Origin of the sequence: Verrucosispora sp. ts21, assembly GCF_002879555.1 — a bacterium.
In the GTDB taxonomy this organism is placed as follows: domain Bacteria; phylum Actinomycetota; class Actinomycetes; order Mycobacteriales; family Micromonosporaceae; genus Micromonospora; species Micromonospora gifhornensis.
Map to the genome: position 1 here is coordinate 1 of NZ_PNOZ01000022.1, position 18,688 is coordinate 18,688.

Consider the following 18,688-nt stretch of genomic DNA (forward strand, 5'->3'; position numbering starts at 1 on the left):
CCCTGCCCTCTGCCACCCCCACCGTGGAGGGCCGAGCCGCCTTCCAGGCAATCGAGACCGCCACCGACAGCGCCGCCGCCCGCCCCTGGCACTCCCTCACCCCCGACACCCTCACCCGCCTCCACACCCTCCTCCTCCCCATCGCCCAGGCCGCCCACCAGGTGATCCCCTCCACCAACCCCATCGGCCTCCCCACCCCCCAACAGGGTTGATCAAGAGGTTCCGGTCGAGATCTGGCGTCCCCGCCGACCAGAACTTCTTGGTCAACTTGGGTCTGCGACTGGTTGGGGGAGGATGAGGGGGTGATGGTGGGAGCGGTGGTTTTCGACCTTGACGGCGTGATCGTGGATTCCGAGCCGGTCTGGGAGGAGGTGCGGCGGGCGTACATCGCGGCGCACGGTGGGACGTGGCAGGCGGACACCCAGCGGCGGTTGATGGGGATGAGCACCGGGGAGTGGGCCCGGTACCTCAGCGGCGAACTGGGCGTACGGCGGAGCGCCGAGCAGGTCGCCGCCGAGGTGGTCGAGGAGATGGCCCAGCGGTACGCGCAGCGCGTACCGGTGATCGACGGGGCCGACCAGGTGGTACGCCGGCTGGCCGCGCGGTGGCCGCTGGGGCTGGCGAGTTCGTCCCCGACCCGGCTGATCGCGGCGGCGCTGGCCGCCACCGACCTGACCGACCAGTTCCAGGCCACGTTGTCGACCGAGCAGACCGAACGCGGCAAGCCAGCCCCGGACGTCTACCTGGCGGTCGCCCGGCAACTCGGGGTGGACCCGACGCGGTGCGTGGCGGTGGAGGACTCCTCAAACGGGGTTCGGTCGGCCGCCGCCGCGGGAATGACCGTGGTGGCGGTGCCACACCTGTCGTACCCGCTGGATCCGGACGCGCAACAGCTGGCGGCGACGGTGCTGGATTCGATCGACGAATTGACCCCGCAGGTCGTGGACCGGCTGGCCTGAACGGCCACCGCCCGACCCCCGGCCCGCCTACGGTCGGTGACAAGGACGCCCGCCAGTGGGTTGGGCGGGAGGGGACGGCGATGAAGGCCATCGTGTACGAGCGCACCGGCGATCCCTCGGTGCTGCAACTGGTCGACAGGCCGCTGCCGGAGCCCGGTGCGGGCGAGGTGCTGGTGCGGATCGTGTTCTCCGGGGTGAACCCGACGGACTGGAAGGCCCGCCGGCAGTGGCCGCTGCCGGCCGGTTGGCAGACGCCCGGTCAGGACGGCGCCGGGATCATCGAGGCGGTCGGCGCGGGCGTCGCCCAGGATCTGATCGGTGAGCGGGTGTGGATCTGGGAGGCTGCCTGGCAGCGGCCCTGGGGCACCGCCGCCGAGTACACCGTGGTCCCGGTCCGCCAGGTGGTACGCCTCGGCGACGCCTCCTTCGAGCTGGGGGCCAGCCTGGGCATCCCGTTCCTGACCGCACACCGGTGCCTGACCGCCGGGGAGTACCTGCCGGACAGTCTGCGCCCCGGTGCGCTGAGCGACCACGCGGTGCTGGTCCAGGGCGGTGCGGGCGCGGTCGGCAACGCGGCGATCCAGCTGGCGGCCTGGGCGGACGCCTGCGTCATCGCCACGGTGAGCAGCGCCGAGAAGGCCCAGTTGGCGGCGGCAGCCGGCGCCTCCTTCGTGATCAACTATCGGGAGCAGGACGTGGTTGCCGAGGTACGCAAGGTCGCGCCCGACGGGGTGCACGGGATCGTCGAGGTCGCCGCCGCCAGCAACGCCGCCACCGACGTCCAACTGTTGCATCCCGGCGGGGTGGTCTGTGTCTACGCCGACGACGGCGGCGACGAGGTGACCCTGCCGATCCGGCCGCTGATGGCACCGAACGCGCGCTGGCAGTTCGTGCTCGTCTACACGCTGCCGAAGGCGGCGAAGGGGCAGGCGGTGATGGATGTCGCGGCGGCTGCCGCGCAGGGCGGTATCCGGGTGGGCGAGGAGGCGGGGCTGCCGCTGCACCGCTATCCCCTGTCGGCGGCCGCCGCCGCGCATCAGGCGGTCGAGGACGCGGTCGTGGGGAAGGTGTTGATCAGCGCCGCCGACTAGTGCGGGGGCCTGTTCCGGGCGGATTTCCCCATCGGCGGGACAGATGCGAACAACTCTCGCAATACTGGCGTTGCGGGTAACCCCCGCAAAAACGGGCGGCCCCGGCGCGGTGCGAACGCCGGGGCCGCCCTCCGGGAGTAGAGGTCTGCGCGAGCCCGCTATCCCTAACGGCGAAGATGCGCCGAGAAGTGTTACGGCGGTGCCAGTTCCCGCACATCGCCCCTACGAGTGGGTAACAAGCCGGTCTCCCGGACACCCCCGACATCCCTGCGTACAGTCGCCGGGTGAGCATTTCCTGGGCTGATTCGTACGTCGGACAGCTGCGCGCGCTCGCCGGCGACCGGACGCTGATGTTCGTGGGCGCCCGCGCCGTGGTTCGCGACAGCTCGGCGCGGATCCTGCTGATCCGCCGGTCCGACAACGGGCAGTGGGCGCTGCCGGCCGGGGCGATGGAGTTGGGCGAGTCGATCGCCGACTGCGCCGTACGGGAGGTCCGTGAGGAGACCGGCCTGCGCGCCCTGCGGGTCAGCGCCTTCGCCCTCTACACCGGCGCGGACCGCACCCACACCAACATGTACGGCCACACGTACCAGATCTTCACCACCGCGTTCCGGGTCGAGGAGTGGGACGGCCAGCTCGCCCGGGTCACCGACGAGACCACCGACGCGGGTTTCTTCCACCGCGAGGCGATGCCGCACCCGCTCTCCGCCAGCGTTACGGAGACCCTCGCCGACCTGGATGTCTTCGAGCAGACCAACCGCCTGATCCTCAAGTGACGCGCTGGACCGGACGAGTCACGTACCGCCGGGGCCGGACGCCGTAGCGGGTCAGAGCATCGTCTGGGACTTCGCCTCCATGTCGGCGGCGGCCTCCGATTTGGACCCCTTGTCCAGCGGCTTGCCGCCCGGTGCCGGGCCTTCCCCACCGAGCCCGTCCGTCCCGCCGGTGGCGCCCTGCGGGCCGGCACCCCGCAGTTGCTCGTTGGGCAGCGCCAGGGTGACCAGCAGCGCCACGATCGCGATCAGTCCGGTGGTCAGGAACACCAGGTGCAGCGACTCGACGAACGCCGCCTGGACGGCCGCCCGGACCGGGGCGGGTAGCGCCAGGATGGCCGCCGGGTCGTTGATCGAGACGCCCGCACCGCCGGTGGCACCGGCCGCAGCCTGCTCCTCGGGTGTCAACTGGGCGATCGCGCCGGGCAACCGGTCGGCCAACTCGGCGGTGAGTCGCCAGGAGAGCACCGCGCCGAGGATGGCCACCCCGAAGGAGCCGCCGAGCGACCGGAAGAAGGTCGCCGAGGAGGTGCCCGCACCCAGGTCCCGCATGGAGACGGCGTTCTGCACGGCCAGGACCAGCGACTGCATGCACAGCCCCAGCCCCACGCCGATCACCACCATGAAACCGAACGCCACCCAGAGCGAGGTCTCCACCCGCAGCCGGGTGAACAGCAGCATCCCGACCAGCAGCAACGCCGCCCCGGCCACCGGGAACCACTTGTACCGCCCGAGTCGGCTCATGGCCCGGCCGGTGAGCACCGACGTGACGATGACACCCGCCATCATCGGCAACATCAGCAGACCGCTGCGCGTCGGCGAGGCACCCTTGACGATCTGAAGGTAGAGCGGGATGAAGATGATCGACCCGAACATCACCAGGCCGATGACGAACCCGGCACCGTTGGCCAGGGCGAAGGTGGCGCTGCGGAACAACCGCAACGGCAGGATCGGCTCGGCGACCCGAGCCTCCTGCAGTACGAAGAGCAGCCCCAGCACCGCCCCGGCGACGAACAGCCCGATGATCAGTGCCGAACCCCACGGGTAGGTCTCGCCACCCCAGCTCAGCGCGAGCAGCAGGCAGCTCACCCCGGCGACCAGCAGCAACGCGCCGAGCCAGTCGATCGCGTGCTTGCGCCGGGTGAACGGCACCAGCCGCAGCACCCGGGAACAGACCAGAATGGCGAGGATCGCCAGCGGCACGTTGACGTAGAAGATCCAACGCCAGTTGGTCTCCGCGAAGTAGCCACCGACCAGCGGGCCGGCCACCGAGGAGATGCCGAAGACGGCACCGAAAACGCCCTGGTACCGGCCACGCTCGCGGGGCGAGACCACGTCCGAGATGATGGTGAAGGCCAGCGTGATCAAGCCACCCGCGCCGATGCCCTGCACCCCGCGGGTGACGATCAACTGGGTCATGTCCTGGGACAGTCCGGCCAGCAGCGAGCCGAGCAGGAAGGTCCCGATGGAGAAGAGGAACACCGGCCGGCGGCCGTACAGGTCGGCCATCTTGCCGTACAGCGGCGTCGACGCCGTCGAGGCGAGCAGGTACGCGGTCACCACCCACGAGTAGTGGCTGATGCCGCCCAGCTCACCGACGATGGTCGGCAGGGCGGTCCCGACGATGGTCTGATCGAGTGCGGCCAGCAGCATGCCGGTCATCAGGCCGAACATCAGCAGGCGAAGCTGCCTCTTGTTCAGTACCGGCTCGGAACGGCCCTCCGTGGTCATTACGCCTGCTTTCCCCGATCACCGAAAACATGCCGCACGTCTCGTACGCGGTGGCGGACCCGGCGCACACGCCGAAGCGGTGACAGCCCGGACGGGCCACCACCGCTTCGGCGTCGGCTGTCGGCTCAGTGCCGACCCTCGGCGAACTCCTCGACGATCTTGACGCAGAACGCCGGCAGGTCGTCCGGCTTACGGCTGCTGACCAGACCGTTGTCGGTGACGACCTGCTCGTCGACCCAGTTCGCTCCGGCGTTGACCAGGTCCGTACGCAGGCTCGGCCAACTCGTGATCCGGCGACCCCGCACCACGTCCGCCTCGACGAGCGTCCACGGGCCGTGACAGATCACTCCCACCGGCTTACCCGCGTCGAAGAACGACCTGACGAAACGCACCGCGTCCGGGTCGGTCCGCAGGAAGTCCGGGTTGGCCACCCCACCCGGCAACACCAGGGCGTCGTACCGGTCGGGGTCCGCGTCGGCGGCGCTCACATCGACCTCGTACGTCTGCGACGGGTCCAGGTGCTGGAAGGACGTGATCTTCCCGGGCTTGATCGACACCAGTTCGGCGGTGGCACCGGCCTGCTCGACCGCCTGGCGCGGCTGGACGTACTCGACCTCCTCCACGCCATCGGTGGCCAGGAACGCGACTCGCTTGCCCTGCAATGTGGCTGCCATGCTGCTACTCCTCTCCGGGGGTTCGAAATCCGGGGGTACGAAGAAACCCTTCCCGACCCGGGAGCACCGAAACGCGCGCCTGTGGTGGCGCACGCCGCATCCGCACCTGCTCCACGCGGCAGGTTTGACCCCGTCGGGCAGGGGGATCCGCCGGCATGGCACGAGCAGCAGCGGAACAGCTCCGGCTCGCCGAGGTCGTGCAGAGCTGGCTCGGACGCCCCGTCCTGGTACTCGGCGACGCCATGCTCGACGAATGGCGGTTCGCCGACTCGGACCGGCTGTGCCGGGAAGCCCCGGCACCCGTACTCACTCTGCGCCGTCGGATCTCCGCAGCGGGTGGGGCGGCCAACACGGCAGTCAACATCGCCGCGCTGGGCGGCCGGTCGGTGCTGGTGGCACCCGTCGGCGCGGACGTGGCCGGCGACGAACTGCACGACTGCCTGGATCGGGCCGGTGTCTGGGACCGTACGGTCAGCCAGCCGGGCCGGCACACCCCGGTCAAGCGCCGGATGCTCGCCGGTGACCAGATCCTGCTGCGGGAGGACTCCGGCGACCCCGACGACCCGCTCAGCGAGGACGGGGTGGACCGGCTGCTCACCGCCCTGGACTGCGCGACCCGCGAGTTGCAGGCCGCTGCCGACGGCGTGGCACCGACCCTGGTGATCTGCGACTACGGCCTGGGCGCGCTGCCGGCCCGGGTACGGGCCTGGCTGGTCGCCCAACGGGACCGGTACGCCACCGTCGCCCTCGACGCGCACGACCTCGCCGACTGGCGCGGCCTCGCCCCGACCGTGGTGACCCCGAGCTTCGCGGAGGCCACCCGCCTGCTCGCCCGCGCCGGTCGCGGCAGTGGTGAACTCCAACTGGAACATCCCGAGGTCGACGCGGGCGACGGCCCGTCCGAGCTGACCGTCGGTGCCGCGCCGGGCGGGGCGGGACAGCGTGCCGGCGGGCCGACCGGGGAGCCGACGCCGAGCGAGGACCGGGTGGCGATGACCCATGACGGGCTCAGCGTCACCGGCACCGGGGTGACCGTGAACGCCGACGCGGGGGCCGGTGTGGACCGGGCGGTGCTTGCCGAGTCCCGGCTGGCCGAGCTGCGGGCACACACCGGCGCGGACGTGGTCGCGGTGACGCTGGACACCGACGGTGCGGTGGTCGGCGGCGCGGACGGGCAGCCCAGCCGCAGCCACAGCACGCCCGTACCGGCCAGTCACGCGGTCGGTGCCGGGGACGCGTACCTGGCGGCCATGACGCTCGCGCTGGCCGCCGACGCCCCGCTGTCCACCGCGGCCCACCTGGCGCAGCTCGCCGCCACCAGCACCGTCGCCGGCACCGGCACCTGCGTGTGCCGCCGCGAGGATCTGCTGACCGCGCTCGGACAACCGGCGCTGAGCGCAGACGCCCGGCAGGTGCTGATCGGCACCGAAGGGCTGGACGCCCTCGTCGCCGAGCACCGTCGCGCCGGCCGGTCGGTGGTCTTCACGAACGGCTGCTTCGACGTGCTGCACCGGGGCCATGTGCGCTATCTGGAGCAGGCCCGCGCGCTCGGTGACCTGCTGGTGGTGGCGGTCAACTCCGACGGCAGCGTCCGGCGGTTGAAGGGGCCCGACCGCCCGGTCAACCCGGTCGAGGACCGGACCGCGCTGCTCGCCGCGCTGTCCTGCGTGGACCATGTGGTGGTCTTCGAGGAGGACTCGCCGACCGCGCTGATCGAGGCGATCCGGCCCGACGTCTACGTCAAGGGTGGCGACTACCCGCCCGACATGGTGCCGGAGGCACCGCTGGTGCAGCGGCTGGGCGGGCAGGTACGCACCCTCGGCTACGTACCGGACCGGTCCACCTCCGCGATCATCGACCGGATCCGGGCGTACGGCCAGGAAGGCTCGCCGGAGGTGGTGGCCGGCGGCCCACCGACGCGACCCGACCCCGACGTTGATCAGGCCGTCGACGCGGACCGGGCGCTCGGGGTGACGCTGCCCGACCCGACGGACGACATGACCGGGTCGACCGCGCCGCCGATGACCGGTCAGGCACCGTGAACCGACCGCTCGACACCGGTACGCACGCCGACTTCCGCGCCGAACGGCTGCTCGACGTGCTGATCCCGACCCGCGACCGGCCTGCCGAACTGGCCGTCACCCTCTCCGGGCTCGCCGCTCAGGAGGGGGTGCCGGGGTTCGGTGTGGCGGTCAGCGACCAGTCCGACCACGAGCCCGGGTACGCCCACCCGGCAGCGGCCACAATGGTCCGGGCGCTGCGCCACCGGGGGCATCCGGTGCTGCTGACCCGCCGGCTGCCCCGCCGTGGCCTGGCCGAACACCGTGCTTCGCTGCTCGCCGCCTCCGCCGCCCGGTACGTGCTCTGCCTCGACGACGACGTCTGGCTGGAACCGGGCACGTTGCGTCGGCTGGTGACCGCCATCGAGGAGCTGGGCTGCGGGTTCGTCGGCAACGCGGTGCACGGACTGTCCTATCTGCACGACGTACGGCCGGATACCCACCGGCACTACCAGGAGTGGCGCGGCCGACCGGTGCCGGAGCGAATCGGGCCGGACACCCCCGAGTGGGACCGGGCGCAGATCCACTCGGCGGCGAACCTGCTGCACGTGACCGAGGCGCTGGCGCTGCCGGAGGGCAGTTGGCGGGCGTACCGGATCTCCTGGATCGGCGGCTGCGTGCTGTACGACCGGGCGAAACTCGTCGACTCCGGCGGTTTCGATTTCTGGCGTCGGGTGCCGCCACGCCACCAGGGCGAGGATGTCGCCGCCCAACTCGCCGTGCTGGCGCGCCACGGCGGCGCCGGCGTCCTGCCCAGCGGCGCCTACCACCTGGAGTCACCGACCACGGTTACCGACCGGGACGTGGAGGCGTGGGAGGTCGTCCTCGCCGACGACCTTGGTTGTTAACAAGGGGCCCCTGCTCTACCGCAGACGTTAAGAAGGTGCCCTTCCTTACGACCGGAACAGCAACTCGCGCGCGGCTTCGACAACCTCGGCCACCGGCACGTCGGTTACGAACGAATCCCGGTGCGGGCACTCACCGTCGCCCGGGCGATGCGGGTAGATGCCCGGAGTGCAGTCCACCCCGCAGACCGGGCAGTGCACCGTCCACGAGGTGATCGGCCGGTGCCGGGCACGCAGCGGGGTGGCCGTGGTGATCAGGTTCCCGACCCAGAAGATGCCGACCGTCGGGGTGCCCACGGCGGCGGCCAGGTGCAGCGGGCCGGTGTCGTTGGAGACCACCAGCTCGCAGTCGGCGTAGCAGCCGGCCAACCCACCGAGGCTCAACGTGCCGACCTGCGGCCGGAGGGGCACCCGGGCCGCCGCGACCACCTGGTCGACCACGTCCTGCTCGGCGGGGGTGCCGGTGACCAGCACCTCGTACCCGTCCGCATGCAGCGTCCGGGCCACCTCGGCGAACCGCTCGGCGGGCCAGCGACGGCGGGTGTCGGTGGCCCCCGGATGCAACACCACCCGGGGCCGTTCCGCCGCGCCGAGCACCGACCGGGCCTCGGCCCGGTCCGCGTCGGTGACAGTCAACATCGGGGTGATCGTGGTCGCCGGGGCACCGACAAGCGCCACCGCCTCCAGGTAGCGGATCACCTCGGGCTGGTAGTAGACGTAGCGCAGCCAGCGGTCCAGCGGCGGGGCGTCCTCGGCCCGCAGACCGGCGCTGACCCGGGCACCGAGCGCGGCCACCAGCGGGTTGGAGTTGGCGCCGCCACCGTGCAGTTGCAGTGCCAGGTCGAAACGCTCGGTGCGGGCGGCGGCCAGGAAGTCGACCATGCTGGCCTCGCCCTCACCGGGGCCCGCCGTGCGGATCCCCGGCGCGGGCGGCACCACAAGCACCCGATCCACCGGGCCGGGGCGGTCGCGCCACAGCTGCGCGTGCCACGGCGCACCGAGCAACACGATCTCCGCCTGCGGGTACGCCGACCGCAGCGCGTCCAGCGCCGGCAGGATGAAGATGAAGTCGCCGAGCGCGTTGGCGCGCAGCACGGCGATCCGGGCCACGTCCGGTACCAGCCCGGCGGCCGACGTGAGCAGGGCCGGGTCGCTCATCCTCGGCTACCGGTCGGCTTCGCCGGTGGCGACGTCCGGATGGTGCAGTTCCCGGTCGGCGGCCGGGTCGATGTTGCTGGACGTGCCGCTGTACGGCCCGCCCCGGCCGACGGGGATGGTGCGAGGGCTGGGGCGGTTCGGTCGCGGCAACCGCACCCGGAGCAGGCCGTGATCCATCACCGCGTCGATCGCGTCCGGGTCCACCCGTGCCGGCAACTGCACCCGGTAGTCGAAGCCTCGGGTCTCGAAGCCACCGGTGATTCCGTGGTCGGCGTTGACCTCGGCCTCGGTCCGGGCGCGTACGCACAGCTCACGGTCGTCCACCTCCACCGCGACCTCCTCGGGAGCGACGCCGGGCAGCCGGACGATCACCTCCCAGCCGTCGGTGGTCTCCCCCAACTCCACCTCGGGCGGCCCCGGCCGACCACCGACCAACCGCCTCAGCTCGGTACGCAGGGACTGCAACTCGCCCAGCGGGTCCCAACCCTGCTGGCCCGCACGCCAACCACGCCCTGGTCCGGTCATCGCTGATCTCCCATTCACTGGCTGCCAGATGTACGCAGGGAACTCGGCGCGTCCAGGTGGGCGTCGCGGTCGACGCCGACACCGAGCCGGTCGACCAGTTCCCCGCCGAGCCAGGCGCTGACACTGAGGATGCCGAGCGCCACCACCTCGATGGCGATCAGTGCGCCACCGGCGGCCCGCGAGTCGGCGTTGAGGCGTACCACCCAGACCGCGGCGAAGAGCAGGATCACCGCCACGTTGGCGGCGGCGTGGGTGAGCGCCACCCGCTTTGCCCGCGTACCGGCCGGGATGGCCAGCAGGTCGAACAGGCCCGCCGCCGCGGCCAGCAGGCCACCGATCAGCCCGACGGTGATGTTCCAGTACGCCACCTCGCCGAGGAAGTCCGGCCCGCCGACGGTGTCGATGATGTCGAACAGCACCGCCGTGATGAGCAGCGCTGCCGGGAACATCACAAGCATCGGATGGACGGGGTGACCCAACACCTTGAGTCGACTCTCCATCTCCGGCCTCCACTGCTTCCACTAGTCGACGCACCGTCGCCGCATCCGTGGGCGGTACCCCGGTCACCATGGGACAAACCTGACGACAGGCACGATGCACCGACCGTGGCAGCCGCCGTCATGGTCAACGTCACCGGTAGCGCGCAGTGACGGTGACGGCGGGTGTCACGGTGCCTGGGCGTGTTCCGGTCGGGCGGACGAAGCCGGCCGGCTGGCCGCCCCGTCCGGCCACCGCCACGCGAGCAACGCGACGAGTGCCGCAGTGAGCAGGGCGAACAGGCCGGCGTTGTCGTCGGCCGTGGTGCTGGTGCCGTGGGCGGTCAACGCGACCGATGCCACACCCAGAGCGGACCCGGAGACGAACAGGCCGACCAGGAACAGCACCAGCAGCACCGTCGCGCCGGTCACCAGGATCGTGCCGAGGACATCCGGGCGGGCGGTCGTGCCCCGTCCCGCATCGATCACCTGGCGCGCCAGGATCACCACCGCGACACCGACCGGCACCAACGCGGCAAAGAGCCACCGCCAGCCCACCGCCTGGGTGACCAGCCCACCGAGCACGAACCCGCCGGCACCACCCAACGCGCCGCACAGCGTCCACAGGCCGAGCGCGCACACCACCGACGCCGCGGTCACCACGAGCGTGCCGGCCAGGAACACCCGCCGTCGCCCGAACGTGTCGACCACCCGCCCGCCAGCGATGAGCAGACCACCGAAGAACAACGGGTACGCCCCGGCGATCCAGGACAGCGCACCAGCGCCGCCCGGTTGCCACCAGCGACGTTCACCTGCCCGCCCTCCCGGATCAGTGGCGGAGACACCGTACGGTCACGGGGTGATGATGTCCGGGTTCGTACCGTCCGAAACCAGCCGCAGGGCGCTGCCGCTGGCCAGCCGCTCGTAGCGGCCCGTCGCCAGCAGGCCGGCCTCGTCGCTCCGAGCTGTCAGGTCTCAGTGACCGATCGGGATCTGCACGTCGCGAGTCCACTCGTACATGCGGTTGTCACGGTGGAACTCGATCAGGCCGACATGATCGAGGACCACCGTGACCGCTGGCGCGTCCACCTGGGTCACCGCGTCGACGATCGGCCCTGCGGCTTGTGTCGAGTTGGAATAGGCGACGCTCACATGCGGTCGGTACGCCCCCACCTGCCCGGGTGCCAACTCGACATGGTCCTGCCCGAGGACTTCTGCGATGGCGGCCCTGACCTGGTTCCGCACGGAGGCGATGGGCTCAGATGGCGTCGCTGGCAGGTATACGGCTTCCCGGCGCACCACAGCTCGGTGAAACGTGACGATCGGCGTAGGCACGCGGGCAAGCCGCTGTCGGATGGCATGCTCCAGATCGGCGACCTGGTCCTCAGTGAGAACGTCCAGGAAGCCGACGCCTTGCATGGTCAGGTGCAACCAGGGCGTCGGAATGAGGTCGAGGCCGGAGAACGGCCGCAATGCCTGCTGGTAGAGCTGCGCCAGCTTCACCAACTCGGTGTGCGAACTCATGGTGAAGTGGCAGGCGTGGAAATGGCGGCCAACCCGCCACCCCGGCCGCCACCACCAGTGGTCCTGCATGTTGTCGGCGTGCTCGACCAGGTCGGACATGTGGCTCCCTGGATGCCTGTCGGCGTCTTCGGCTACTTCCCTCATCCTTGCTGTCGCTGGGCAACGACGAGCCGGTGGTCAGCGGTTCATGAAGCCGGGACAGGCATCAACTACCCCCAGGCTCCTATGCACCAGAACCAGGACGAAGTGATGCCATTGATCGACAAGCGTGAGGCGGTCAGCCTGCTCACGGTGGACCGGCCGCCGCTTCCTGGCTGTGCCCATGACCACAGCATCGGCTCGATTCCGCCAAGCGACAAGTCCCGACGACCGGGAGATTCGCCAACGGGGCCGCTGGACGGTGCTGGTGTCAGGCAGTCCGCTCGGCGGGGAATCCGTACGGTGGGACGGCGACGACCTGAACGCCGGGTTGTCACGGGTGCTGGCCGAGCTTCAGGAGCGGGTTCCGGGACTGCTCGACTGAGCCACGGCCTGGGGCTGGGGCTGGAAGATCACGGATGGCTGGTCAGGTATCCGCACGCCTGATCAGCCCGTCCGTCGTTGTCGGGCTGCGTCGGCGTCTCACGGTAGCCCTGGCTGTACGGATGGCGGCGGGCGTCAATGTCAGACGGAGGCCATCCAGGTTCTCAGGAGCGCGCATCGCGGCAACGCCGGACGAGGTCAGGGCAGATCGTCGAGGCTGATTCGGTACCACTCCGTGTTCGCGAAGACGTGCAGCTCCGGGCCTCGTCCGACCATTTGGACTCGGTCGGGGAGGGGCCGATCGCCGGGTAGGACAAGCAATCCTTCGCTGACCGGCTCGTGCTGAGTGTCAGCGAGACGGCCGATCACCACTCGGCTGCGCTCGCCGCTGTAGCCGCCGAACAAGGCGCAGGTGTCGCCGTGGGCGACAAGCGCCTTTGCTCCCCTGATCTTGTTGTGCCAGCCGGTCACCGTCCCGTCGGAAATCCGCACGATCGGGAAGCTGCTGTAGTAGCACGCCCAAGCGGTTTCCCCCTCGACGTTCAGGCTGTAGCAGTCGTCGATCGGCCCGAACTCAACCCCGAAGGGGTATCCCCAATTTGGTTCGAGGCCGGCGGTGAGGCGGACGATGCCGTGCGGGGAGCCGCCGCCGTAGACGCCTTCGTCGAAGTACCCGATCCACAGCTGCCCGGTCGGCGTGGTCAGCGCATGCTCGATGCCGTCGCCGACATCGCCTTGGAGCACAGGCGTGCCGTCAGCGTCGAAGACCACGGCCTTGCCACCCCTGCCCGCCACCGCCACAATCCGTCCGTCGGGTAGCGGCTGGAGCTTGCAGAACGGGAGGTCCAGAGCGGCGATGGTGGTGACCGTCGTCGTGCTCGCGCCTTGGACGACCACCCGGGCGGAGACGGGTTGTCGGGCGCAGGACTCGGCCAAGCCTGCACCGGCCAGCAGCGCCTTCCGGCTGGCGGGATCAGCCCACAGCGAGATCACCTCGCCGGATGGGCCCACCGATGCCGTCACCAGGACGTCGTCAGCGACCGGGGACGCCAACCGCCCGTGCGCACGTAACTGGACCAACGGCGGACCGCTGTGCCCTGCGGAGATCGTCATCGTCAGACGATAACCAGGGCTCCGCGGGCACGCGTCGCCGCTGTCGTTCATTCGCCGCGGCCCAGCGCCGGCAGGCGCGGGCGAGCAGCCTGAACTATGTGGAAGAGGATGCCAGCCCGGCCCGAACAGCCCTACCTATCTCGTCAGCGCTGGATTCTGACGGCACGACGGTCTTGTTTCCCGTGTACGAGAACCCCGTGCGAACACCACTGTTCTCCGTGTAGAAGACGAAGTAGGCACCGGAGTCATCACGCCTGACGCCCACTGCCCGGCTACCCCGCGCGAACGCCGCAAAGGACCTGACTTTCGCCAGCTTCAGGAGCCCACGCAAGTGTTCCTCCCCATTCTCCGGTGAAATGTCCCGCTCTGGCTCCTGACCGATACGGAGCCCTTCTTGAACGAGCACGCCAAGGTGGTTGTCAGCAACGTCAGCGGAGACCGCGTCGCACCATCCGTTTAGGACCGTCGGACCCTGAGCGACACGAGAATAGCTAGCCACATAAATCCTGCCGTCGTCACGCTGGAATACGCTGACCTTTCCATTCATTTCACGGATCACTTACCTCACGTCAATTCTTTGGTTCATGCCGGAGTCGCCACCTGCTGCCACACGGAGGACCCTAACTGGGGCGGTGAACCTGGGTTGGAAGAAGATCGCGGATGGCTGGTCAGGTGACTGCACACCTGGTCAGTCGGTCCGTCGCTGTCGGCCGGCGTCAGTGTCAGCGGGCGGGCTTGGCTGTACGGATTGATGTACGCGTCACCTCGCCAGTCCCTCAAAGTGGGCACGAAGATCGGCAACAAGCGACATCATCTGTTCTCCCGCCTCGACGGTGATGAAGACTCGGGCGAGCCATCCGTCAGGTGAGTAAGAGTCCTGTTGAAGGGTGCCGCCTAGAGTGACGTGCCCCTTGCCGTCGTGACGGGCGGTGATCCGCATGGTGGCGTCCAATGATCGCCAACTACGTTCACCGTCCCAGCCGCGCCAGTCGTTGGCCAGATGCTGGAAGAAGTCCACGAGGTCCGGCTCTTGGGCATGAGTAGGCCATGCAAGCTCTACTCCGCGCCGGGCGTCGAGTCCTTGGTCATGCATCTCCACCTGCAACACGACGACGTAACCGTCACCCCAAGGATCTTTCGGTGGATGAAGCACCCACATGCTCCCTGCGGGTGGAGAGCCGATGATCAGTGCGTCGTTCATGACGCCGCATTATGGCTGGCGGATCTCTGAGGAGGGCCGGGGTCCGCGGCAGAGCCCCGAGGTCTCCGTAGACCTGGTCGCCCCCAAGCGTGGCCAGCCGGCCGGAGGTCGCCAGCAGGCCGGGGCCGGGCCGGCGCGGCCCGCTTGCGGGCCGCCTTGATCACAACCACGTCGCCGGGAAGCGCCGCGACGAACTGGTGTTCACCGCCCCCAACGGCGGTCCGCTACGCAACACGAACTTCCGGACGCGGGTCTTCGGACCGGCGGCGGCATCGGTCGGGCTGGCCGGGCTCACGCCTCACGACCTGCGACACACGGCGGCGAGTCTGGCCGTGGCAGCCGGGGCGAACGTGGAAGGCGGTGCAGCGGTCGCTCGGGCACGCCTCGGCGTCGATGACGTTGAACGTGTACGCGGGCCTGTTCGGTGACGACCTGGACGCCGTCGCCACCCGGCTGGACGAGGCGGTCGCGGCGCGGGACAAGGACTATTCAAGGACTCGACAGGCTGGCGGTGAGGTTGTCGACCTTGGGAAACGGCGAAGCCCAGGCCAATGACCTGGGCTTCTTCACCGAGCCGCCTGACGGAATCGAACCGTCGACCTACGCATTACGAGTGCGTCGCTCTAGCCGACTGAGCTAAGGCGGCAACGATCGCCTAGTGTACGGCACGCGCCGATGCCCAGCGGAGCGGGAGTACCCGAGTCGGCATACCGGACAGCGCGGCCCTTGCGGCTCGGCAGGTGCGAATCATCGCCCGCTACGCTGCGATGGATGGCCGACGATCACATCCCCCGCGACGAACCGGTCGACAGCCCGCCGGGCGGTATCCCGCAACCTCCGGCCGACCCGGCCGCCGCCACCGGGCGAGCCGCGCCCCTGGGTCCGTACGCCGAGGAGGCGGCCGGTGGGCGGGCGGCGCGGCGACCGCGTAGCACCGATCCGCTGGAGTTGGGGTTCACGCCGCGCAAGCCGGTGCCGTGGCTCGCGCCGCTGCTGCTGATCAGCACCGGTCTGCGTACGCTGCTGGCGATGTTGTTCGGGGCGTACCTGGACAAACGGGAGCTGCAGAAGGCTCTCGACTCGGAGATCGCCAGGCAGGTCGGGCCGGACGGCGGGCTCTGGCTGGATTATGTCGCCGACCTGGGTGACGGGTTCAATGCCACGTACTCGGTCGCCTACCTGCTCGCCCAGCCGGAGTTGACGGTGGACGGGCATCGGCTGCCGCGGGCGCAGACCCTGGTGATGGGCGGCGACCAGGTGTACCCGTCGGCCGCCTACGAGGCGTACGAGGACCGGTGCAAGGGGCCGTACCAGGCTGCGTTGCCGGCCACCCCGCCGGAGCAGCCCAGTGTCTTCGCGGTCCCCGGCAACCATGACTGGTACGACGGACTCACCGCGTTCCTGCGGCTGTTCGTGCGGACTCGGGACCGGCACTTCGGCGGTTGGCGTACCGGGCAGTCACGCTCGTACTTCGCCGCCGAGCTGCCCGCCGACTGGTGGCTGCTCGGCCTCGACGACCAGTCCGGCTCGTACGTCGACGATCCGCAGTTGACCTACTTCGACACGGTCGCCAAGAAGCTGGGGCCGCAGAGCAAGGTGATCCTGGCGGTGCCGGCACCCGCCTGGGTCAAGACCGTCGACAACCCTTCGGCGTACGACTCGATCGACTACTTCATCCGGACCATCATCGCGCCCACCGGGGCCCGGGTGCGGGTGTTGATCTCCGGCGACCTGCACCATTACGCCCGGTACACCGGCCCGGACGACCGCCAGCTGGTCACCTGCGGCAGCGGGGGCGCGTACCTCTACCCCACGCACAAGCTGCCCGAGCAGATCGAGGTGCCGCCGCGCGACACCCTGGCCCGGCGGTCCAGCCCGTCCCGGTCGTACGCGCTGGCCGCCCGCTACCCCGACGCGGCCCGCTCCCGCCGGTACGGCTGGGGGATCTTCGGCCGGCTGCCTCGCCGCAATCCGGGGTTCGCCACCCTGCTCGGCGTCCTGCACACCCTGTTGATGCTCTCCATCGCCGGCGTGGCCGACTTCCGGATCGAGGCGTCCGAGCAGCGCCTGTTCAGCGTTCCGCTGGTGTTGATGGTGCTGGTGACCGTGCTCGCGGCGGCCCTGTTCGCCAAGCCACCCAGCACCACCGGGAAACGCAACGTGCGACATTGGGTTCTCGGCGTCATGCACGGTCTGGCCCACGTCGGGCTGGGCGCGGCCGGCACCTGGGTCTGGTTGGCCCTGCCCTTCCACAACTGGTCCTGGCCGCTGCCGGCGGCTGCGGCGGCGGTGCTCTACCTGCCGGTGATCGGGCTGGTGGCCAGTCAACTGGTGGCCGGGTACCTGCTGATCGCCAGCGCGTTCGGGGTGAACGTCAACGAACTGTTCGCCGGTCAGGGCATCGAGGATGCCAAGGGTTTCGTCCGGATGCGTATCGACCCGGACGGCACCCTCACGCTCTACCCCGTCGTGGTCGACCGGGTGGCCCGCCGTTGGCAGGTCAACCCCGACCACACACCGGAAGCCTCCTGGCTGGCCCCCACCACGCCCCTGACTCCCCGGCTGGCCGAGCCGCCCGTCTCTCTCACCTGACCTCGGGCGACCGCGACGGCGGGCCGACAGCTCATCCGGGGCCTGCCGGCGGGCGACTCACTCGCAGATCCGCCAGTTGCCCTCCTCCTTGATCAGCGGGTAGACCTGGTTGGTGGCGCCGCCCTCGCTCTTGGTGTAGCGGACGGTCGCACTGCCACTGACATGGCCGTTCTGGTTGGAGAGGTTCAGCCCGACGATCTTGTGTCCGGTGAGGTCCGGCTGGTTTTCCTGCTGCTGCGTGAAGTCCGCCTCGCTGACCCGGTCCCGGATCCGGGTGCAGAGTTGCTGATAGGCGGTCGGATAGTCGCGTTCCACGAGCGCGCCGGCGAATGTGTTCACTGTGGAGCGGACCGGTCCGGTGGCGTCCATCGCCACCCGGTAGATCAGGTAGGCACCGACCGCCCCACCTGAGCAGCAGAGTGCGAGCACCACACCCAACACGATGAACAGAACCCGCTTGGACTTCTTCGGCGGCACCATGGCCGGCTGATATGCCATGCGGGCAGGGTAGGAGCCCCGGACAAGCCCAAGATCGCAGCGGCCCGGTCACTCCCCTTGCGGCGACAGACCCGGCTCGGCGGAGGAGTGCCTTTCGTCGTGTGCGATGCGAGGGCCACAGACATCGGCCAGCGAGCAACGTTTGACCGCCCCGTCACTGAGCTGTCGGACGGTGACGGTCTCGCTCGGCGGATGCCGTGACACGACTTTGCCCAGGCCGGAGGGGGTCTCGACGCGCTGCCCGGTCGCGGGGTACGTGCCGCTTGAGGCGTACAGCGGGTGCTCGTACTTCAGGCAGCACATCAGTCGACCGCAGGCGCCGGAGATGCGCAGCGGATTGAGGGGCAGGTCCTGCTCCTTGGCCATCCGGATGGTCACCGGCTCGAAGTCGTTCAGGAAGGTGGCGCAGCACAGGTCGCGCCCGCAGGAGCCGATGCCGCCCTGCACCCGTGCCGAGTCGCGCGCGGAGAGTTGCCGCAACTCCACCCGGCAGTGCAGGGTCGCGCCGAGGTCGCGGACGAGTGAGCGGAAGTCCACCCGGTGCGGGGCGGTGAAGTAGATGGTGCTCCGCTCCCCGCCGTCGTCGCCCCTGCTGAGCACGTGGTCGACCGCCACCACCTTCATCGGCAGCCCGTGGGCACGGATCAGCCGCTTGGCCGCGACCTTCGCCTCGGCCTTGCGGCGGCGCAGGTCCTCGTCGCGGCGCAGGTCCTCATCCTGTGCCAGCCCGGCGAGCTTGGGGAAACCGTCGGTGTCCTCGGTGACCCACTGCGCCGCCCACACGCACTCCGCCACCTCGGGCCCGTCGTCGGTGGGCACCAACACCTTGTCGCCCACCTGGGGGCGCAACTCGCCCGGATCGAGGTAGTAGAGGCGCCCGTAGCGCTGGAAGCTGACCGCACAGAGCATCCCCATGTCATCACCCTACGACGCTTCGGCGGGACCG

The 18,688-nt window shown here is 70.0% G+C and carries 20 protein-coding genes and 1 tRNA gene; 9 read left to right on the forward strand and 12 right to left on the reverse strand.

All coding sequences use genetic code 11. The annotated features are described in order from the left end of the window. The 4 genes from C1A38_RS30810 to C1A38_RS11945 all read left to right on the forward strand — a co-directional run. A partial coding sequence (locus C1A38_RS30810) for a helix-turn-helix domain-containing protein (protein WP_502696932.1) occupies window positions 1–212 on the forward strand: 212 nt, incomplete at its 5' end. Window positions 213–305: 93 nt separating this feature from the next. Then, window positions 306–959: an HAD family hydrolase gene (locus tag C1A38_RS11935; RefSeq protein ID WP_102657914.1), complete on the forward strand. Its 654-nt coding sequence runs from the start codon at window positions 306–308 to the stop codon at window positions 957–959. A gap of 80 nt (window positions 960–1,039) precedes the next feature. Further along, window positions 1,040–2,050 (forward strand): NADPH:quinone reductase, encoded by a 1,011-nt coding sequence (locus tag C1A38_RS11940; RefSeq protein ID WP_102657915.1) that lies wholly within the window; start codon window positions 1,040–1,042, stop codon window positions 2,048–2,050. Between the two features lie 284 nt (window positions 2,051–2,334). After that, the gene (locus C1A38_RS11945; RefSeq protein ID WP_102657916.1) at window positions 2,335–2,826 is read left to right on the forward strand and encodes an NUDIX domain-containing protein; all 492 of its coding nucleotides are present in this window, start codon (window positions 2,335–2,337) and stop codon (window positions 2,824–2,826) included. A gap of 51 nt (window positions 2,827–2,877) precedes the next feature. Here C1A38_RS11945 and C1A38_RS11950 read toward each other — a convergent pair whose 3' ends face one another. Further along, complete coding sequence (locus tag C1A38_RS11950) at window positions 2,878–4,554, reverse strand: MDR family MFS transporter (protein WP_102657917.1); 1,677 nt, start codon at window positions 4,552–4,554, stop codon at window positions 2,878–2,880. Between the two features lie 125 nt (window positions 4,555–4,679). Next, entirely contained in the window at window positions 4,680–5,228 is a 549-nt protein-coding gene (locus tag C1A38_RS11955; protein WP_102657918.1) for a type 1 glutamine amidotransferase domain-containing protein, read from the reverse strand. A gap of 155 nt (window positions 5,229–5,383) precedes the next feature. Between C1A38_RS11955 and rfaE2 the strand changes: the two genes are divergently transcribed. After that, window positions 5,384–7,270, forward strand: a complete 1,887-nt coding sequence (gene rfaE2 / locus C1A38_RS11960) for a D-glycero-beta-D-manno-heptose 1-phosphate adenylyltransferase (protein ID WP_102657919.1) — start codon at window positions 5,384–5,386, stop codon at window positions 7,268–7,270. After that, window positions 7,267–8,136 (forward strand): glycosyltransferase family 2 protein, encoded by an 870-nt coding sequence (locus C1A38_RS11965; RefSeq protein WP_102657920.1) that lies wholly within the window; start codon window positions 7,267–7,269, stop codon window positions 8,134–8,136. The genes rfaE2 and C1A38_RS11965 overlap by 4 nt, the downstream gene beginning before the upstream one ends. A gap of 45 nt (window positions 8,137–8,181) precedes the next feature. On the opposite strand, the gene C1A38_RS11970 is transcribed toward C1A38_RS11965, so the two are convergent. The 5 genes from C1A38_RS11970 to C1A38_RS11990 form a co-directional block, all read right to left on the reverse strand. Then, the gene (locus C1A38_RS11970) at window positions 8,182–9,291 is read right to left on the reverse strand and encodes a glycosyltransferase family 9 protein (protein WP_102657921.1); all 1,110 of its coding nucleotides are present in this window, start codon (window positions 9,289–9,291) and stop codon (window positions 8,182–8,184) included. A gap of 6 nt (window positions 9,292–9,297) precedes the next feature. Beyond that, on the reverse strand, window positions 9,298–9,816 hold the full coding sequence (locus C1A38_RS11975) for an Hsp20/alpha crystallin family protein (protein WP_102657922.1): 519 nt from the start codon (window positions 9,814–9,816) through the stop codon (window positions 9,298–9,300). A gap of 14 nt (window positions 9,817–9,830) precedes the next feature. Continuing rightward, entirely contained in the window at window positions 9,831–10,316 is a 486-nt protein-coding gene (locus C1A38_RS11980) for a DUF2231 domain-containing protein (RefSeq protein WP_102657923.1), read from the reverse strand. A 165-nt stretch (window positions 10,317–10,481) separates the two neighbouring features. After that, window positions 10,482–11,039, reverse strand: coding sequence for an MFS transporter (locus C1A38_RS11985; RefSeq protein WP_102657924.1), 558 nt, complete (start codon window positions 11,037–11,039; stop codon window positions 10,482–10,484). A gap of 228 nt (window positions 11,040–11,267) precedes the next feature. Beyond that, window positions 11,268–11,915, reverse strand: a complete 648-nt coding sequence (locus tag C1A38_RS11990; protein WP_158244891.1) for a 2'-5' RNA ligase family protein — start codon at window positions 11,913–11,915, stop codon at window positions 11,268–11,270. A 223-nt stretch (window positions 11,916–12,138) separates the two neighbouring features. Between C1A38_RS11990 and C1A38_RS30815 the strand changes: the two genes are divergently transcribed. Then, window positions 12,139–12,339 (forward strand): hypothetical protein, encoded by a 201-nt coding sequence (locus C1A38_RS30815; RefSeq protein ID WP_146017523.1) that lies wholly within the window; start codon window positions 12,139–12,141, stop codon window positions 12,337–12,339. A 197-nt stretch (window positions 12,340–12,536) separates the two neighbouring features. Here the strand turns inward: C1A38_RS30815 and C1A38_RS11995 are convergent, their stop codons facing one another. Together C1A38_RS11995 and C1A38_RS12000 are read right to left on the reverse strand one after the other, a co-directional pair. Next, the gene (locus tag C1A38_RS11995) at window positions 12,537–13,502 is read right to left on the reverse strand and encodes a YxiH-YxzG fusion protein (RefSeq protein WP_146017524.1); all 966 of its coding nucleotides are present in this window, start codon (window positions 13,500–13,502) and stop codon (window positions 12,537–12,539) included. Window positions 13,503–14,211: 709 nt separating this feature from the next. Continuing rightward, window positions 14,212–14,652 (reverse strand): DUF6228 family protein, encoded by a 441-nt coding sequence (locus C1A38_RS12000; protein ID WP_146017525.1) that lies wholly within the window; start codon window positions 14,650–14,652, stop codon window positions 14,212–14,214. Window positions 14,653–15,012: 360 nt separating this feature from the next. Here C1A38_RS12000 and C1A38_RS31350 point away from each other — a divergent pair, with 360 nt between their 5' ends. Then, window positions 15,013–15,207, forward strand: a complete 195-nt coding sequence (locus C1A38_RS31350) for a hypothetical protein (RefSeq protein WP_199180186.1) — start codon at window positions 15,013–15,015, stop codon at window positions 15,205–15,207. A 17-nt stretch (window positions 15,208–15,224) separates the two neighbouring features. Here the strand turns inward: C1A38_RS31350 and C1A38_RS12010 are convergent. Continuing rightward, window positions 15,225–15,298 (reverse strand) — tRNA-Thr (locus C1A38_RS12010). A gap of 125 nt (window positions 15,299–15,423) precedes the next feature. Between C1A38_RS12010 and C1A38_RS12015 the strand changes: the two genes are divergently transcribed. Beyond that, a complete protein-coding gene (locus tag C1A38_RS12015; protein WP_233196781.1) occupies window positions 15,424–17,244 on the forward strand; it encodes a metallophosphoesterase family protein in 1,821 nt (606 codons plus the stop codon). A 57-nt stretch (window positions 17,245–17,301) separates the two neighbouring features. Here C1A38_RS12015 and C1A38_RS12020 read toward each other — a convergent pair whose 3' ends face one another. Further along, window positions 17,302–17,742: an Rv0361 family membrane protein gene (locus C1A38_RS12020; RefSeq protein ID WP_102657928.1), complete on the reverse strand. Its 441-nt coding sequence runs from the start codon at window positions 17,740–17,742 to the stop codon at window positions 17,302–17,304. 48 nt (window positions 17,743–17,790) lie between these two features. Further along, window positions 17,791–18,657, reverse strand: a complete 867-nt coding sequence (locus tag C1A38_RS12025; RefSeq protein WP_102657929.1) for a PSP1 domain-containing protein — start codon at window positions 18,655–18,657, stop codon at window positions 17,791–17,793. Between the last annotated feature and the right edge of the window lie 31 nt (window positions 18,658–18,688).

Excerpts from the sequence above, each read along its gene's own strand:
- C1A38_RS11935 (WP_102657914.1), top strand. The coding sequence starts at position 306 with ATGGTGGGAGCGGTGGTTTTCGACCTTGACGGCGTGATCGTGGATTCC.
- C1A38_RS11995 (WP_146017524.1), bottom strand. The coding sequence starts at position 13,502 with ATGAACGACAGCGGCGACGCGTGCCCGCGGAGCCCTGGTTATCGTCTG.
- C1A38_RS11950 (WP_102657917.1), bottom strand. The coding sequence starts at position 4,554 with ATGACCACGGAGGGCCGTTCCGAGCCGGTACTGAACAAGAGGCAGCTT.
- C1A38_RS11970 (WP_102657921.1), bottom strand. The coding sequence starts at position 9,291 with ATGAGCGACCCGGCCCTGCTCACGTCGGCCGCCGGGCTGGTACCGGAC.
- C1A38_RS11940 (WP_102657915.1), top strand. The coding sequence starts at position 1,040 with ATGAAGGCCATCGTGTACGAGCGCACCGGCGATCCCTCGGTGCTGCAA.
- rfaE2 (WP_102657919.1), top strand. The coding sequence starts at position 5,384 with ATGGCACGAGCAGCAGCGGAACAGCTCCGGCTCGCCGAGGTCGTGCAG.
- C1A38_RS12000 (WP_146017525.1), bottom strand. The coding sequence starts at position 14,652 with ATGAACGACGCACTGATCATCGGCTCTCCACCCGCAGGGAGCATGTGG.
- C1A38_RS11955 (WP_102657918.1), bottom strand. The coding sequence starts at position 5,228 with ATGGCAGCCACATTGCAGGGCAAGCGAGTCGCGTTCCTGGCCACCGAT.
- C1A38_RS12025 (WP_102657929.1), bottom strand. The coding sequence starts at position 18,657 with ATGGGGATGCTCTGTGCGGTCAGCTTCCAGCGCTACGGGCGCCTCTAC.
- C1A38_RS12015 (WP_233196781.1), top strand. The coding sequence starts at position 15,424 with ATGGCCGACGATCACATCCCCCGCGACGAACCGGTCGACAGCCCGCCG.
- C1A38_RS12020 (WP_102657928.1), bottom strand. The coding sequence starts at position 17,742 with ATGGCATATCAGCCGGCCATGGTGCCGCCGAAGAAGTCCAAGCGGGTT.
- C1A38_RS11975 (WP_102657922.1), bottom strand. The coding sequence starts at position 9,816 with ATGACCGGACCAGGGCGTGGTTGGCGTGCGGGCCAGCAGGGTTGGGAC.
- C1A38_RS11980 (WP_102657923.1), bottom strand. The coding sequence starts at position 10,316 with ATGGAGAGTCGACTCAAGGTGTTGGGTCACCCCGTCCATCCGATGCTT.
- C1A38_RS30815 (WP_146017523.1), top strand. The coding sequence starts at position 12,139 with ATGACCACAGCATCGGCTCGATTCCGCCAAGCGACAAGTCCCGACGAC.
- C1A38_RS11990 (WP_158244891.1), bottom strand. The coding sequence starts at position 11,915 with ATGTCCGACCTGGTCGAGCACGCCGACAACATGCAGGACCACTGGTGG.